The organism is Streptosporangium lutulentum (genome assembly GCF_030811455.1).
GTDB lineage: Bacteria > Actinomycetota > Actinomycetes > Streptosporangiales > Streptosporangiaceae > Streptosporangium > Streptosporangium lutulentum.
The window spans coordinates 2439612-2455793 of sequence record NZ_JAUSQU010000001.1 but is presented as its reverse complement, the minus strand read 5'-3'; the positions used below and the strand labels follow the sequence as shown (position 1 = coordinate 2455793).

The 16182-nt window shown below is 68.3% G+C and carries 14 protein-coding genes and 1 pseudogene; 4 read left to right on the top strand and 11 right to left on the bottom strand.

The window, feature by feature from the left end; translation table 11 throughout:
* Positions 1-41: 41 nt before the first annotated feature.
* Both J2853_RS10510 and J2853_RS10505 read right to left on the bottom strand, forming a co-directional pair.
* A complete protein-coding gene (locus J2853_RS10510) occupies positions 42-1205 on the bottom strand; it encodes a hypothetical protein (RefSeq protein ID WP_307556813.1) in 1164 nt (387 codons plus the stop codon).
* Between the two features lie 148 nt (positions 1206-1353).
* Positions 1354-1785 (bottom strand): hypothetical protein, encoded by a 432-nt coding sequence (locus tag J2853_RS10505; protein ID WP_307556812.1) that lies wholly within the window; start codon positions 1783-1785, stop codon positions 1354-1356.
* A gap of 203 nt (positions 1786-1988) precedes the next feature.
* Between J2853_RS10505 and J2853_RS10500 the strand changes: the two genes are divergently transcribed.
* Both J2853_RS10500 and J2853_RS10495 read left to right on the top strand, forming a co-directional pair.
* Complete coding sequence (locus J2853_RS10500) at positions 1989-3083, top strand: ArsR/SmtB family transcription factor (RefSeq protein WP_307556810.1); 1095 nt, start codon at positions 1989-1991, stop codon at positions 3081-3083.
* A 526-nt stretch (positions 3084-3609) separates the two neighbouring features.
* Entirely contained in the window at positions 3610-4116 is a 507-nt protein-coding gene (locus tag J2853_RS10495) for a DUF2690 domain-containing protein (RefSeq protein ID WP_307556808.1), read from the top strand.
* 141 nt (positions 4117-4257) lie between these two features.
* On the opposite strand, the gene J2853_RS10490 is transcribed toward J2853_RS10495, so the two are convergent.
* Together J2853_RS10490 and J2853_RS10485 are read right to left on the bottom strand one after the other, a co-directional pair.
* A complete protein-coding gene (locus J2853_RS10490) occupies positions 4258-5241 on the bottom strand; it encodes an asparaginase (RefSeq protein WP_307556806.1) in 984 nt (327 codons plus the stop codon).
* Positions 5238-6686, bottom strand: a complete 1449-nt coding sequence (locus J2853_RS10485; protein WP_307556805.1) for a purine-cytosine permease family protein — start codon at positions 6684-6686, stop codon at positions 5238-5240. Before J2853_RS10485 ends, J2853_RS10490 begins: the two co-directional genes overlap by 4 nt.
* Positions 6687-6792: 106 nt before the next feature.
* On the opposite strand from J2853_RS10485, the gene J2853_RS10480 reads away from it, so the two are divergent.
* Positions 6793-8352 (top strand): PucR family transcriptional regulator, encoded by a 1560-nt coding sequence (locus J2853_RS10480; RefSeq protein ID WP_307556804.1) that lies wholly within the window; start codon positions 6793-6795, stop codon positions 8350-8352.
* A gap of 38 nt (positions 8353-8390) precedes the next feature.
* Here the strand turns inward: J2853_RS10480 and J2853_RS10475 are convergent, their stop codons facing one another.
* The 5 genes from J2853_RS10475 to J2853_RS10455 all read right to left on the bottom strand — a co-directional run bounded on the left by J2853_RS10475 (position 8391) and on the right by J2853_RS10455 (position 13341).
* Positions 8391-9257, bottom strand: coding sequence for a polysaccharide deacetylase family protein (locus J2853_RS10475; RefSeq protein WP_307556803.1), 867 nt, complete (start codon positions 9255-9257; stop codon positions 8391-8393).
* Between the two features lie 22 nt (positions 9258-9279).
* Entirely contained in the window at positions 9280-10422 is a 1143-nt protein-coding gene (locus J2853_RS10470; protein ID WP_307556802.1) for an oxidoreductase, read from the bottom strand.
* A gap of 7 nt (positions 10423-10429) precedes the next feature.
* Positions 10430-11074, bottom strand: coding sequence for a DUF1989 domain-containing protein (locus tag J2853_RS10465; protein WP_307556801.1), 645 nt, complete (start codon positions 11072-11074; stop codon positions 10430-10432).
* 202 nt (positions 11075-11276) lie between these two features.
* Positions 11277-12788: a hypothetical protein gene (locus tag J2853_RS10460; RefSeq protein WP_307556800.1), complete on the bottom strand. Its 1512-nt coding sequence runs from the start codon at positions 12786-12788 to the stop codon at positions 11277-11279.
* 196 nt (positions 12789-12984) lie between these two features.
* Positions 12985-13341 carry a transposase gene (locus J2853_RS10455; protein ID WP_307556799.1) on the bottom strand — a complete coding sequence of 119 codons (357 nt, stop codon included), beginning with the start codon at positions 13339-13341 and terminating at the stop codon, positions 12985-12987.
* 489 nt (positions 13342-13830) lie between these two features.
* Between J2853_RS10455 and fxlM the strand changes: the two genes are divergently transcribed.
* Positions 13831-15075, top strand: coding sequence for a methyltransferase, FxLD system (gene fxlM, locus J2853_RS10450; protein ID WP_307556798.1), 1245 nt, complete (start codon positions 13831-13833; stop codon positions 15073-15075).
* Positions 15076-15201: 126 nt separating this feature from the next.
* Here the strand turns inward: fxlM and J2853_RS48190 are convergent.
* Both J2853_RS48190 and J2853_RS10445 read right to left on the bottom strand, forming a co-directional pair.
* Positions 15202-15369: pseudogene (locus tag J2853_RS48190) on the bottom strand (S1 family peptidase); the annotation flags it as partial.
* Between the two features lie 72 nt (positions 15370-15441).
* Complete coding sequence (locus tag J2853_RS10445) at positions 15442-16038, bottom strand: TetR/AcrR family transcriptional regulator (RefSeq protein ID WP_307556797.1); 597 nt, start codon at positions 16036-16038, stop codon at positions 15442-15444.
* Between the last annotated feature and the right edge of the window lie 144 nt (positions 16039-16182).

Below are 16182 nucleotides of genomic sequence, written 5' to 3'. Positions count from 1 at the left end.
GTTCTCCCTTTTCTCTTCCCGACCGATTGGTTCGGTCGGCCTTATGTGGTCTGGACGATGGAATGAGCGCGTTCCAGCGCGGCGATTTCCAGTCGCAGCCTGGTGCTCACCTCGTCCGAGTACGAACGCCGCAGGTGGTCGTCGTATCGCTGGTTCAGACGGCGGGCCGTACCGGACAGGCCGCTGCTCGTCGCGCATCTGGCCTCGGCGACCGCCGTGCGCACTTCCCTCTCCCACGGGACGGCATTGTCCGGGTCCGCGAACGAGGCGCGTGCTTCATGGGGATCCGCATAATGGAATCCCTCCGCATTCATGCATGTGGACCAGGTTTTGATCGACTTGGTGAATTCGGTATCGGCGACGACCTGCCGTTGGCGGATTTCGACGAGCGCGTCGGTCACCGTTGTGACGCGAAACCAAACGCCCAGGTCCCCGTAGAGCTCCTCCTGGGCCTGCGCGACGCAGCCGTCGTCGATCCGGCCGACGGTCATGCCATTCGGGGTGCTGACCTGCAGGCGCTTCGCGGATTGTCTGCCGTGGAGGGCGTCCAACGCGCGCCGCTGTTCCGTCGGCGACAGATCGGCGAAATACCGCCGGTTCGGGTCGGATGTGCGAAGCCGTTCGCGTTGGGCTTGGATATCCCTGCCGTAGCCGTGCCGGGAGGCCCACAGCACGTCGTCGACAACGAATGGAAAGTCGCGGTCCTCCGCCAGTGGATTCCGGGGGACGACCCACACCTTGAAGCCGCGAGCTGCCATGCAGGAACGCGTCAGCAGTTCCTCGGCGTCGTGCAGCAGGTCTTTCTCCCGCTCGGTGAGGGACCGCACGGTGTTGGCGGACGCGGCTTCGAGCCGGCCGGGAGCCGGTTCGTCCAGCGGGTAAAAGACCACCGCCAGCACGGCCGCCACCGCCGCCAGTACGGCGACGGCTCGCCGGTGAAACCGCATTCCGCTCTCCTCCCCGTTCGGCGTCACATTTTTGAGGTCATACCTGACCTCTGGTTTTTGAATGGATGGGCGGTTCCGGAGCGATTTCGCAACCGGAATGATGGACCGATCGACGCGGAGGATGTTTTCGCCGCCGACGTGGGATGACTCTTTCCCGTCCTGAGATGACGAGAGGTCTGCCCACCGGACGGTGGCGATGATTTCCGGCCACCGGACGTGAAAGCACGGTTGATCACCCTCGACAACGTGCGTCGACAATCGACATCGGCGAACAAAAGCCGTTGAGAAACGCGCCAAAGGGGTGAGGCACGCTGCGAAAGGAGCGTCCTCCGGGCGGTCCGCGTGGCCGTGTCGACCGAGTCGACATCGGTCAGGACGTGAAGCACCTCCACCCTTTGAAGGCGCGTCAGTAGATGCGGGGTAAGACGTAACCCGAGCAGGAAGAGGAGGAGTCGATGCGGACGCCGTTCACTCTTTCAGAGCTCGTCGATGCGTAGACGGCATTCGGATTCCCGGCGGGCATGCAGCCTACCCCGCCCTCCACGTTTCGAATGTAGGCGACGTCGTCGTTGCGGGTGTTGACGTAATAGAAGATTCCTGAGCGGGTGATGTTCTGAAAGCCCGAGGTGACAACTTGGTACCGTTCGAGCATGACGTGGTTGACGTCATAAAGGCATACGTACGGGTAAGTGCAGCCCCAAGCACCGGCTGCGGCGACCTTCGGCACATCCCCCGGAACGTCCGCCTGGGCGGGCGCGGCACCGATTAGAGGTGCGCTGATACCGAGCAGGACCGTGAACGCAAGGGCTCCCAATTTCCTTCGAACGCTACCTGGCATTCCTTCTCCTTCACTCCCCACGGACATTTCCACCGAGGAACCCATTCGGTCGCCTCGCAGGACCAAGAGCTCTTCCGGCCCTTCCCGTGGTGGGCCGGCCCATCGGATCGTTGGTCGTGAACTCGGCGCGTGTCAGTGCTGGCGAGGTCGAATTCCCTTCCCCGTGCGGGGAGAGAGCGGGCCGAGCCCCTCGCCTCCGTGCTATGCAGCTTGCCTTGACAAATGGGTATACCGCCAGATATTTCAGTTCTGACCAAAAAACGCTGGGTGACAGGCACGAGGGGCCCGATAGGAGCCGATCCACCGGGGGTTACGTGACGCTTCGAATACATTTCACCAGTGATGATCTTTCGCGCATCCGGTTCGCGAGGCAGCCTGACCCGTTGTGGGAAACGGTGCTGAGCATCACTCTGCTCGACACCGTCCACAGCCGGGCGATTCTGGGTCCGTGGCGTGCGCGAACCCGAACCGCGCTGCGCCGGCTACCTCGATCGCACGTGCAGTTGTTGCGCCATCTGGCGCCGCCCGTAGGGGATTTCCCCGATTTCCTGACCCCACCGCAGGCGTCGCAGGGGCTGGAGGCGGGTATCGAGGCGGTTTTGGCCACGCCACGACGCCGGTTGCGCCAAGAGCTGGCGGTTCTTCCGCACGTGCCGCTGTGGGTACGTCCGCTGGCAGAGGGGAACCAGGAGGCGCTGAACCAGCTCGGAGAGGCGTTTCGCGCGTACCACCGGGCGGTGATCGCCCCGTACTGGCCGAAGATGCAGGCCCTCGTCGACGCCGAGCGGGCCATATGCGCTCGATCCCTGCTCGATCGTGGCGGTGAGGGACTCCTGTCCGGCTTGGGGCCGACCATGCGGTGGAAGCCACCGGTGCTGGAGGTGAACTACCCCGTCGAGCATGAGATTCGCCTGGCAGGGCGAGGCCTGCTGTTGTTGCCCTCGGCATTTTGCTGGCGTGTCCCGGTCACTTTCATCGACCCCAGGTTGCCGCCGGTTCTGGTCTATCCGATCGCCCGGGAGCTGGAATGGTGGGCCGGCACCGCAGTCGGCCGCGGGCCCCAGACTCTGGCGAACCTCCTCGGACCCACCCGGGCCGCCTGTCTACGCGTGATCGAGAGCGGCTGCAGTACGGGAGAGTTGGCCAGGCGCATTGACGGCACACCACCCACCGCCAGTCAGCACGCCACCACGCTGCGAGAGGCGGGCTTGATCACCTCCACTCGCCAGGGCAACACGGTGATACACACCCTCACCCCTCTCGGTACAGAACTGCTCAACGTCAACTCCGGACCGTGACCAATCAGGACGGCCGTAAACCCCCGTCCGTTGATTCCTCTGACGACCTCGGGACCGGCGAGAGGGAAAGGACCCCCGTGAAAACGGACGATAACTAATCGCGGTATATGGACGATCCTTGCCGTCCGACGGCACGCATCAAGACCGACGGAAACTCCTTCGCCGATCGACATGTCAGATGGAAAAATCCGCAGGTCGTTTCGCCGATATTGAGTTTCGACGACACGATGAGCAAGACGGCCTCACGCAAATTTCCGAACAAGCATTGTCAAGATGCCTTTGTTCATCCTGCGAAGTAATGTATACAAAAGGAGTAGGCGAAGTCTTCGGGAATGCATGCGACGGGGAATCCGCGACTCCTACTCGGGGTGAGTTCGGCGTGCGCCGCCTCCCCCTTTCCATCCCTCGTTGGTGCCGTACGGCGGCCCACATCCTGCCCGCCCGGCGACGGCACTTCATGCCTTCCTGAACGACGAGGGGCAGAGGCCCCGCGCATTGTTCATCACACACGCATGATGGAGGAAACATGATCTTCCGCAGCAGAACCGTCACCATGGGCGCGGCGGCAGCGGCTCTCGGTCTGGTCGCGCTGGCCTCCCCCGCCGCGGCCAGCCCGGAGCCGGAATCCCAGGGAGCCCAGGTAGCGGCGGCCTGCTCGGGCTCGGCCTGCGACGGGAGGAATCCCCAGACCTACTGCGGCGGCGACGCACGCACCGTCGACAGCCTGACCCTGGGGCAGGCCCTCCTGGAGCTTCGGTACAGCCCGTCCTGCCGGGCCGCCTGGGCCCGGATCAGCAACGCGGGCTGGGACCCCCGAAACCAGTTCACCCCCTTCGCCCGGATCATCCGTAACAGCGATGGACGGACGTACAGCTGCTCCCCCTCCAGCGGCGGCACAAGCTGCTACACCTCGATGGTGAACGACGCCAACGTCACCTCGTACGCCTTTGGCGAGTGGGACAGCGGAGCCAGGACCTACAGCGGCCGCACGGGCTCCTACCTGGCGAAAACGGTCGCCGTACCCGCACAGTGACGGCCGGGGCGCCGGACTGAAAACCCCGGCGGAGCGCTCCCGGCTCCACCGGTCGGCCAGGCCGGCTCCACTCCGGCGACCGCCGGAATTTCTTCAGGACGGCTGAGACCCCTGATCTCATCGCCGCGCCTCGACCCCGTTTCAGAGGTCGAGGTGCGGCCTCAGCCGGGCCAGAGCCCTGCCGGTCCGCGACTCGGCCGCGAGAGCCGCGGCGAGCAGGATCCGGGCCTTGGGCGCGCGCAGCGATCCGGCGAACACCGCGCCCGCCTCGGCGAGGTCGGCGCCGCCGCCCGCGCCGTACACCGGGGTCGCCGGCCCCTGCCGGCAGCGGGAGGCGACGAGTACGGCGATGCCGTCGGCGACGCATGAGCGAATCTCGCGGAGCACCCCGGGAGTGGGGTTTCCCGCGCCCATCGCCTCCAGGACCAGGCCGCGGGCGCCCGCGGCCCTGCACGCCGCGATCTGCACGCCGTCGGCGTCCAGGTAGACAGGCACGATGTCCACCCGGGCGGACAGGTCGCCCAGTTCGGTCAGGTCGAATCCGAGGGGCCGCACGGGGCGGCTGGATATCCGGACCCTCTCGCCGAAGACCTCACCGATCGGCCCACGGCCGGGGGAGGCGAATGCCTCCGGTGAGAGGGTGTGGGCCTTGGTCGCGTGCCGGGCGGCGTGGACGAGCCCGGCCATGGTGATGAGCGCGCCGAGTCCGCGCGCCGCCGGGTCGGCGGCCACCCGTACGGCGTCGGCGAGGTTGCGCGGCCCGTCCCTGTCCGGTTCGGCCGCGTGCCGCTGGGCGCCGGTGAACACCGCGGTGTGCTCCGGAGGAAGGAGCAGGTCGAGGAGATAGGCGGTCTCCTCCATGGTGTCGGTGCCGTGGGCGACGACGACGCCGTTCACGGTGGGGCCGCGGAGTTCGGCGAGTATCTGCCCGGCGAGGCGCAGCACGTCCGACAGGGTGAGGTTGAAGCTGTGCGCGAGCATCACTTCGCGGACCTCGGCCCTCACGGCCGGTCCGGCTCCGGTGACCAGTTCGTGGCCGGGGACCGCCACGCTGACCCCTCCCCGGGGGTCCGGGCGGGAGGCGATCGTGCCGCCGGTGGTCAGGATGCGGATTCGCGCGCTCATCGGGGCAGCGCCGCCTCACGCATCACGTCCTGGACTCCCGCCGGCCTCCTCCGGCCCCGGACGGCGAACAGGTAGTACAGCCCGCCGGCGACCAGGCTTCCCGACAGCCAGGAGAAGTCGGTTTCGCCCAGCGCCCGTGCGATCGGTCCCTGTGCCGCCGGGACGGTTCCGAACTGCCAGCTCCACGCCGCGATCAGCCCCAGGCCCAGGCTGATCAGCGCTCTGTGGTTCACCGGGCCGTAGGGCGAGGCGTCGTCACGGTACAGCGACGGCACGTCGGCTCTGCCCCGGCGCAGGATGAAGAAGTCCACCAGCACGATGCTCGCCCACGGGCTGATCCACACCAGGATCGATCCCATCCACTGGTCGAAGGCGTGGGCGAAGCTGTCGGCCTGGACGAACACCAGCAGTACGGCCGACGCCACCGTGCCGGCGATGAGGGTCACCTTCCATCGCTTGATGCGTACGCCGATCGACAGCGCGGCCAGGGAGCAGGAGTACAGGTTCAGGATGTTGGTGGCGACCGGTCCGTGCATGATCAGTATCAGGACGGGAATCGCCATCACGCCGAACGCGTCGATCACCAGGCCGGAGGGGTCGGTGCCGCTGCCCGCGCCGGCGAGGCACGCGCCGAGCGCGGCCAGCCACACCGTCGGCACGTACGTGCCGAGCGCGGTCGACCAGAACACGGACCTGCCGGAGGCCTGGACCTTGATGAAGCGGCTGTAGTCCGCGGAGTACGGCAGCCAGCTGATGCCCCAGCCGATGCCGATGGCGGTGAGGAGCTGGGTGACGGCGGTGATTTTGGCCGCGGGGGTGGTCGCGGTGGCGGCGGTCCAGCTGGGATCGGCCTGGCCGAGTGCGAGCACCGTCATGATCATCATGACCAGTACGGTGATCGGCACCGTGTACTTCTCGAAGGTGCGGATGGCGTAGAAGCCGTACAGCGCGAGTCCCAGCTGAACCACCATGATGATCGCGGCCACCAGGTATTTCAGGCCGGTGCCGCCGTGGATGCCCATCTGCCCGAGGACCGCCAGCACCAGATCGAGCACGACCCAGGTGTTGACGCCGACCCAGCCCATGGTCAGCAGGCCCTGTACGACCCCGGGCACGACCGCGCCCCTGCGGCCGAACGGCGCACGGCTCAGCACCATCTGGTTCACACCGGTGCGGTGGCCCATGACGTTGAACAGTCCGAAGATCGCGCACCCGGCGAGATTGCCGACGGCGATCACCGCCAGGGTCTCCAGCAGGCTCAGGCCGAGCGTGACGCCGAGCGCCCCGAGCACCCAGTTGATCGGCGCGATGTTGGCCCCCGACCAGATCCAGAACTGCTGCCACGGCGTGGAGTCGCGGGCCGTGTGAGGTATGGGCTCGATGCCGTGCTCGTCGAAGCGGGACGTGCCCTGCGTCTCGCTTCCGGCGAGATCATTGATTGACATGGGGTTCCTTCCCTGAGTGATGCGCACCACATAAGCACTCACGGTCACCCGAAAGGGAGTGTATGAATCTATAGATATCCACCGGAACGCTGGATATATTTACAGGATGTTCACGCTTGGCGCCCTCGTGCGGACCCTCTCCTTGGAGCTGCGGGTCCTTGTTCCCGGCCCGCCCGGGGCGATGGAGGCGGAGGTGACATGGATTCACACCACCGAGTTGCCCGACCCCTCGAATTACGTGCGCGAGCGTGAGCTCGTACTGACCAACGGCCTGTGGCTCGGTCAGGTGACGCCGGCGGAGTTCGTGGCGAGCATGAGGCGGGCGGGGGCCGCGGGGGTCATGTTCGGCCTGCGTGCGACCACTCCGACGACGCCGCGGGAGTTGGTCGACGCCTGCCGGGAGGCGGACCTGCCGCTGCTGGAGATCTCGCCGAATGTGCCGTTCACCGCGGTCTCCGAGACGGTCGCCTCCATGTACGCCGAGAAGCGCCAGAGCGTGCTGGTCGGAATGGTACGCAGGGGCGACGCACTGGCCAGGGCGATCTCGCGCGGAGCCGGCGCCTCCGGCGTGCTCCAGGTCCTTCGGCGCGATCATGATCTGCCGCTCGCGGTGGTCGACCGGATGGGCCGGCTGCTCGCCGACGCCGGAGCCCGGCTCGACGACGAGCAACTCCACGCGGTGGCCAGAGGACTGGCCCGCCGGCCGCCGGCGCTGGAGTTGGAGCTGGGTCCCGCCGATCGCGCGACCCTGTTCCTGGTGGGAGCGGTCGGCGATGTCGACGCCGCGCTGATCTGCCTTCGCCCGGTCAGCGCTCTCGATCGGATCGAGCAGGACGCGCTGGAGCAGGCGGCTCGCTTCCTCAGCCTTGAGGTGGCCAAGCAACAGGCGGTGCAGGCGATCGAGCTTCGTTTCGCCAGCGAACTGCTGGAAATGGTGCTCTCCGGCGGGCGGCGGGCGGCCGAGGTTCCGGGCAGGCTGCAGGCGTTCGGCGTGGACGCCGGAGGCCCGCTGGCCGTGTGCGCGATCGCCTTCGCCGAGGGCGAGGCGGCCACGCTGCCCGGTCTCGCCGAGGTGGTCGGGGAGTTCTTCGTGACCGAGGGGATCCCGGTCGTCGTGGCGGGCGGCACCCAGGACGTGGTGACGGTGCTGTCCTGGCGATACCCGGAGGACGGGCTGGCGTCGCTGGCGGAGCGGCTGGCGGAGGTCGTGGCGCGGCGATTCACCGGACGCCGCCCCGTGGTGGGTCTCGGCGGCGTCGCCGCCGACTCCTCCGGTCTGCGAGAACCCCTGATGCGGTCCCGGGAGACGTGCCGGGTGCTACGCCGCGGCCGCGGCGGGCCCGTGGTGCGGACCTTCGCCGAACTGGGCACGCACCGGCTGCTTCTCGGGCTGCAGGACGCGGGGGCGCTGCGCGGCGTCGCCGACGTCGTGCTCGTGCCGATGCGCGAGCACGACGCCAGGCGCGGCGGGGAGTTGGAGGCGACGTTGCGTGCCTTCCTGGACCACGACGGGCACTGGGCCGCCACCGCCGCCTCCCTGCACGTTCACGTCAACACACTGCGGAACCGGCTGTCCAAGATCGCTGAATTGACCGGCCGTGACGTGAGCCGTACCGAGGACCGGGTGGACCTGTTCCTCGCCCTCGAAGCCGACGAGATGGGCTGACCCCGGCGGGAGGAGCCACGAGCGGGCTCCGGCCGGGGCTATACGGGATAGACCCCTGGATCCACCACCGGCTCCCGATGCGGGCGCGTGGCGATCTCCGGGTCGGCCGCCGCCGCCTCGGCGACGTCGCGGCAGCGAGCGAACCGTACGTCCCCGCACGTGAGCGCGTACTCGATGAATCGGCGCAGCGCCTGAGCCCGGCCGGGACGGCCCGACAGGAAGGGGTGCACGCACAGGTTGAACAGGCACCGGTAGTGCCGCATGCCGTCCAGCTCCGCCCGCCACAACTCCAGCACCTTCGCCGGCGACTCGATGACCGACCCGATGTGCGGCGCGGGAAGGTAGGCGTACTGCTCCCAGTCGTCCAGCGACCAGTGCGCGGGCAGCTCGACGATCTCACCGGATCCGGCGGAGATCCGATAAGGCCGGTCGTCGCCCATCAGCGAGGAGTCGTAGAGCAGCCCGTACTCGGCGACGAGCCGGGCGGTCTGCCAGCTCGCCTCCCACAGCGCGGCCCGGTGCCCGGCGATCTCGATGCCCTGGTCGGCGAAGACCTCAAGTGCCCGCACGAAGTCCGCCCGCTCCTCCTGCGGGGTCATCGACGTGGGCGGCCGGTGACCGTAGGAGTGGTGCGCCACCTCGTGCCCCCGCTCGACGATCGACCCCGCCAGGCCGAGGCGATGCTCGGCCACCCAGCCCGGCACGAAGAACGTCGCGGGAACCCCGAGTTCGTCGAGCAGGTCCAGAATGCGGGGCAGCCCCACATCCGGCCCGTAGGCCTGATGCGACATCGTGCTCGCGTGCCGGGCGTAGTCGCGGCCCTGCGCGAGGATCGGCGTCTCCGCGTCCACGTCGAAGGTCAACGTCACGACGGCGGCGGCCCCGCCGTGCCAGGTCTCACTCATGTCCGCCATCATGCTCGCCGGCTCAGACCCCGGCACGGGCACCTGCCTCCCGCCACCGGCGCGTGTTGTCCAGCGTCGCCATGGGCTGCAACATCAGGTGGTCGAAGTCCTCCAGTGCCTCCCCCTCGGCCAGACGGCGGGGAAGGTCAGGGTTGGCCAGCGCCCACCGGCCGACCGACAGGATGTCCGCGTGACCGTCGGCCAGCACCTGGGCGGCCTGCTCCGGTTCGTGCATACCGCCGTTGGCGATCACCGGAAGGCCGCTCACCCGGCGGGCCAGGCCGGTGATCGTGACACCGCCCTCCAGCTTCGCGGTCTCGATCCAGTCCCGGCCCTCGCTGGCGATGTGCAGGTAGGTCGCGCCCGCGTCGGCCAGCGCCGTGAAGATGACCCCCGCGTCGTGGGCGCTTCCCGGCCAGCGGTAGGTGAAGTCGTTGACCTTGGTCTGGGACAACCGGATCCCGACGCGGAAGGACGGCCCCACCTCCGCGCGGATGGCCGCCACCACCTCCGCGGCCAGACGGACCCGGTTGGCGATCGGACCGCCGTAGGAGTCGTCGCGCCGGTTGGTGTAGTCGGTGAGGAACTGGTCCAGCAGGTAGCCGTTGGCCCCGTGCACCTCGACCCCGTCGAACCCGGCCTCGCGCGCGTTCACCGCCGAGCTCACGAAGCCGCGCACCGCCTCCTCGATATCGGCCGGGTTCATCTCCCGAGGCGTCGCCCATCGCCCGTGGCCGCCGTACTCGGGCATCTTCTCCCCGAGCGGCGGCACGGCGGACGGGCCCGCGGTGTCCTCGCGGTAGTGGCTGCCCTGAGACAGCGCGCCCGCGTGCATGAGCTGCAACACGATGGGCGCCCCCGCGGCGTGCACCCGGCCGGTGATCTCCCGCCAGGCCGCCACCTGCGCCTCCGACACGATTCCCGGCTGGTTGAGGTATCCCTGGCTGTAAAGGGTGTCGGTGTAGGTGCCCTCGGTGATCACCAGCCCGAACCCGCCGCGTGCGAGCTCGGTGTAGTAGTCGGCCATCTCCCGGGTCGGGGTGCCGTCCGGGGTGGCCGAGACCCGGGTCATGGGCGAGACCGCGAGCCGGTTGGCCAGTTCCAGATCCCCCAGCCGCCCCGGCTCCAGCGACGGGTGCCGTACGCCAAAGGTGGAAGCGCTCATGATGTCCTTACTCCTTGAATTTCGTGACGGCCGGGTGGTTCCCGGTGGGCGATACGTCGACTGCCAGCGACGTCGGGCTGTTCCCGTTGATCTCGACCAGATCCTGGGGGCATGCGGAGACCACCACCACGCAGTCCATGGCGGCCTCGAAGGTGATCGCGTCACCCGGTCGGCTGGTGGCGGGCAGCCAGCGCAGCTCTCCCGACTCCTGCACCGGGATCCGCATGAACACGTTGACCGGCTGCGGGGTGACGGCGACGGCCAGGCCCAGCGTGGCCAGGGACCGGCGCAGGTTCTCCGCGCACGAGGCGTGAGCCTCCCGCACGCCGAGCGTGGCGTAACGCGCCGGATCACAGGCGGCGATCAGCATGTCGTGCCGGCCCGGGGAGGTGTCGGAGACCAGGCTCAAGATAGGGCGACGACGATCGGTGACGAACTGCTCGCCCACCGCCGGGAACAGGCGACTCGTATGACTGCGCGTATGCGAGGCGCTGAGATGCTCGGTCACGTCGCCGGCGCCGAAGGCGAACACGTCGCCCACCTGCCCGCCTTCGAGGTCGACCACACGCACCCGCTGCCCGGCGGCCACCGTGACCGCGCGACCCTCGCGAGCGGGCACGACCACTCGTTTCTCAACCGTTGTCGACTCCATGCTCAGCAGCAAACCACCGGACGGGCCGGATCGGCCATATAGCTTCCCACTACATTCAGGAGAAACGGTGGATGTATCTCCATGGATGAACGCGCCGCCGGGGAGGGTACGACCCGAGTTCGATCACACGTGTGCGCTCGTCGACGACCTCCGGCGCCACGGTGTCCAGGAGCTCATGGCGCACCGCCCACGTGTGGAACGGTCAGGGCACCAGCTTCGACATCACCTCGGGCGGCAGTGACGGATTGGCGGCCGCCGCCTCCACCACCTGCCAGTCGTCATCGGTGAGCAACTCCACGATGACCTCTGGCGGCAGGCCGGGGTGGCCGGCGGCGATGGGCCTGGCCTTCCCGTCTGACAGGCAGGCCAGCAGCGCCGGGGCCGTCACGTTACGATGCCCAGCGATCTCACGGAACGCCTTTTTCGCCGGCGGCCGGTGCCGGGTCAGGTCTTCCAGCAATGCCGGTGAGGCGTCCGGGTTTTTCGCCACCTGGGCGATGACTCGCACCCCGTGCCGGTTCACCATGGCACGTAGTTGGGCTTCGGACAGGCCCGGGTGCGGTGCGATGGATTTGAGCACTTTGGCGTCGGGGTCGGTGGCCAGCGCGTCGCGAATCCCGGACGGCAGATCGCGCCGCTCGGCCAGCAGCATCCGTACTGCCGGATTCGGCGAGACAGCCAGCTCTTCGACCTCGGCACCCGAGGCGGCGGCGATCCGCGGCAACAGGGTGGAGCCGATTTTGGTGGTGTCTGCCAGGTGGGTGAGCACCTCCAGCGGCACATGCGGATTGAGAGCAAGGCCGCGTTGCACGTCGTGGCCGGGGTCGGCGGCCAGTACGCGGATCAGGTTGTCATCGATCGCGGGATTTGCGGCGAGGGCGGCACGGACACCGGGTTCCGGGCTGCCCGCGAGACGTTCGTAGGTCGCAGAAGGCAGGTCGGTGCGGACGGCCAGCGGCCAGCGCAGCAGCATCGAGGGATGGTCGGCGAAGCCGACGACGGCCGCGGTGGGCGTGGCCGGGTTCCACAGCGCGTTCACGTGCGTCCGGTGAACGGTGGACTCGTGAGAGCCGCCACATGAGGCATCCGGCGGCAGGTCGCAGTCGAGCCTGAGGCATTGCGGATCGTGGGTGAACGGAGTTTCCTCGCGGTCGCAGACCAGGCACCGTAGCGCTGGGGGCAGCCTCTCACCGGTGATCAGCGCGGCCAGCACCGTCGGCGGGGTCGCCTTGTTGCTCGCCACCGCGCAGCGGACCTCGGCATGCGGATGCTCTGCCAGCCGGGCGGCCATGTCCGGCGTCGTCCACAGCGCGAGCTCCGCGACGACCCGTATGTCTGTGTCGGCTGCGAGGCTCTCCCTCGCCTCGGGCGGAAGGCCGGGACAGGCGGCCAGTTCCTCCCGATGTTCGACGATCGGATCCGCCGCGAGCAGCCGTGCCCATGCCGGGCGACCGGCACCCACAGCAAGCAGGGCAAGCGCGGCGAGCGGCTGCGCCGCGGGATCGACGTCGTCGGCCGGCAGCAGGCCCCGTTCCACAAGCCGCGCGACGCTCTGTTCGATGCGCGAGGCCAGCGCAGCGGCCTGTGCGTGAGTGAGGTCCTCACGCTCGGCCAGAGCGGCGGCGATGTCCTCGTCAGCAGTCGTGATCAGCCAGTCGACCATCTCAGCCGGCAGGGCCGGATTGGCGGCAAGGCCGCGCAGGACATGGTTCACGGGAACATCCTGCCTGGGCCGTGATCACATGGCTCGCGATTGTTTCGGCGGTGGCAACGCCCCGGCCGGCCTCGCAGCCGCCGTCTCGCAGTGCACGAGACCTCGCTCACCCGTGCGGGCGATGGAGGTGCCGGAAACACAGTGGTAGGCGATCCCCGGCCTCCGGAGTCATTCCCCCTGAGGTCGCGACCCGCGATCACCAGTCCGCGACCTCGAACCTCTTCCAGGGCCGGATGTCCTCCGGCACCCTCGGCCGGGCACCGAAGGCCCGCCCGCCGACCTCATCCCCAACGGGACGCAACGCATCCAGGATCATCTTCCAGGTGCCATCCGCCGACCAACGGCGATACCGGCCGTAAACCGTCTTCCAACTGCCGTACACCTCCGGCAACCCCCGCCAGGAACAGCCGGTCCTGAACCGGAAGAACACCCCATCGACGATCACCCGGTGATCAGCCCACCGTCTACCCCTCCGGGCCGGAGCAGGCAACAACAACTCCAGCCGTGCCCACTCGTCATCGGTCAGAGCATCACGTTTCAACCGGTCGTCCACGGCTCAATGATCTACACCATTAACGAGCGAAGATCCACTTAAGGGTTCGCGGGCGCCGACGGCCCATCCTGGTCACGAGGCCGGCGCCTCACCGTGTCTCAGGAGAACGGTGAAGGCCGAGCCGACGGCATCGCCTTCCGTGTTGCCCGACTACCCCGCCTACCAGCAGATCCTGGTCGTCTTCCCCGACATCGACCGGCCCTTGCCCTTCTGCACGACCACGGGCCCGCGCGCATCCCGTCCCAGCGCGACACCACGATCTGAGCACGTTGGATCCGGTCTGCAGGGGCTTGGCCGATGACGGCGATCCTCGGTTCATCCGCCGCCCCGAGACTTCGTGTCTGCGCCCGTGACCACGTCGGCTCTCACTAGGGTTGGGTGGGTGACGACCCTCAGCGACGACCGCCCCGCAGACGTTGCCACCCAGCCGCACGCAGCCCCTGTGTACTCAACGTCCCGGGTTCCCGCTCTCACCGCGGGAGTGCGGCGATGAGCACCGATGTCGTCTCCGACGAGCCGCTGCGAACGGCCATGGTCGAGCGTCTCCGGGACATGGGGGCGATCCGCCGGGACGAGGTCGCTGCGGCGTTCCTTCGTGTGCCCCGGCACCTGTTCGCCCCCGAGGCGACGTCGCTGGAGCAGGCCTACGACGTGGAGGCCGTCATCCGGACGAAGTGGACCGAGGACGGAACCACGATCAGTTCGGTGTCGGCGCCGCAGATCCAGGCTCGAATGGTGGAGCAGGCCGGCATCACCCGGGGCATGCGAGTTCTGGAGATCGGTTCGGGAGGGTACAACGCGGCGGTGATCGCCGAACTTGTCGGACCCGACGGCCAGATCACCACCTGCGATATCGATGCGGAGGTGACGGATCGGGCCAGCCGGTTGCTGGACGAGGCCGGGTACTCACGCGTCACCGTGGTGCTCGGCGACGGGGAACTCGGCTGCCCGCAGTTCGCGCCCTTCGACGCGATCGTGGTCACCGTCGAGGCCGCGGACGTCCCACCGGCGTGGATCGAACAGCTCGTCGAAGGGGGATCGCTCGTGGCGCCGTTGCGGGTCCGAGGCCTTACCCGCTCGATCGGCTTCACCAAGGCCGGAGATCGGCTGGTGAGCACCTCAAAGGAATTGTGTGGCTTCGTCGCGATGCAAGGAGCCGGCGAGCGGCCACGGCTCTGGGTGCCGCTACGCGACGGGAAGGTACGGCTGCGCTTCGATGAGGAGCCCTGTCCGACAGACCCCGGCGTCCTGGATCGCGCGTTCGAGGCAGGACAGGCACAAACGTGGACCGGGGTCACCGTCCGATCGGGTGAGTCGATCGACACGCTCCAGACCTGGCTGGCCACCACCGCCGACGGCTCCTGCCTGCTGTCTTACGACAAGGATGACAAAGAGCTGGCTGACGCTCTCGCGGACCCGGTCAGCCATTCGATGTGCAACGCCGTCGTCGACGGAGACAGCTTCGCCTACCTCACCAGGCGAAGACCCAACGAGGACACGGTCGAGCTCGGCAGTCGCGCGTTCGGGCCGAACGCCGACGCCTTGGCGAACACGTTGGCCGACCTCGTGCGGGCGTGGGACCGTGATCACCGCCACGGGCCCGGCCCGCAGTACACGATCTACCCGGCGGGTGCGGACGCTCAAGGCCTCGACGGTCCGGTTGTGACCAAGCATCACATCAAGATCGTGACTGTCTGGCCTCAGCCCCCGAGCGACTCGGATGCCCCCAGATGACCACGCAACCGGGGTCGGTCGGGAAAGCGCGTATGACAATTCGTTGATGCGGCGACCGGCACGGTCGCGTGACAGCGGAGGCGAGCTTGTTCGTGCATGGGTGAGCGTCCGGTAGGCGTTGGTGGTGGCCACCACGAGGGTCTGCGCGGTGGGGCCCTGGAGCCAGGAGCCGGCGAAACGGATACCGAGCCTCCTGCGCAGCTGTCCCGCGATCGGGGTCAGGCGGATCTCGTTGAGCAGGCGGGTCTGGGCCTGCTCGGCGCTGAGATGCAGGTCGCGCTGCAGGGCCTCCATCATGCCCGCCGGCGGCTTGCGGGCTGTCAACGCCGGAGCCGACGTCGAGGAACTCTCCCGGTGGAGGGGCGCCTACGACGACGCCTGGAGGTGTGCGGTGAGGTTTCGCGCCCGGTCGGCCAGTATCACCCGCACCGCGTCGAACGGCTCTGGACTACGCAGCGCGCGCGAGGTGACCAGGGCACCCTCCACCGCCGCCACCACGGCGTGAGCGAGCTCCCGTGCGGCGGTGTGCTCCACTCCGAGCACGGTGAGCTGGAAGGCCATACCGTCGACCATGCTCGAGAACGAGCGGCGGCCGACCTCGTCGAGCCCCTCTGACTCTTCGCTCGCCTCGATCACCAGCGGGGCGATGGCGCAGCCGCGCTGATAGCCGCTGTTCACCATGCCCTCACGGGCCAGGTCGAAATAGGTGCGGACCAGGTCCTCGGCCGACGACGAGGAGCCCGCCACCTGGTTGATCATCTCTACCTGCTCCCGGGCGTGGCTGTCGGCCGCCTCGGCCGCCATCTGCACCTTGCCTTCGGGAAAGTGGTGGTAGACCGATCCGCGGGGCGCCGCACTCCGTTTCACCACGTCGGACAGCGCCGTGCCGTGGTACCCCCGCTCGCGGATGAGCTGCCGCGCAGCCGCGACCATGCGCTGCCTGCTGTCTGAACTTCGACCCATGTCTCCACCGTATCCGGTCCCTGGCTTGCCTTCTATACCGCGCGGTATAGAATCGGTTTCACAAGATACCGAGCGCTGCCGCAGCTTTGCGAATCAGGCGCCTGACGGGTGTCGGCACGACCACAACGAGCCCGCTCTCCGGAT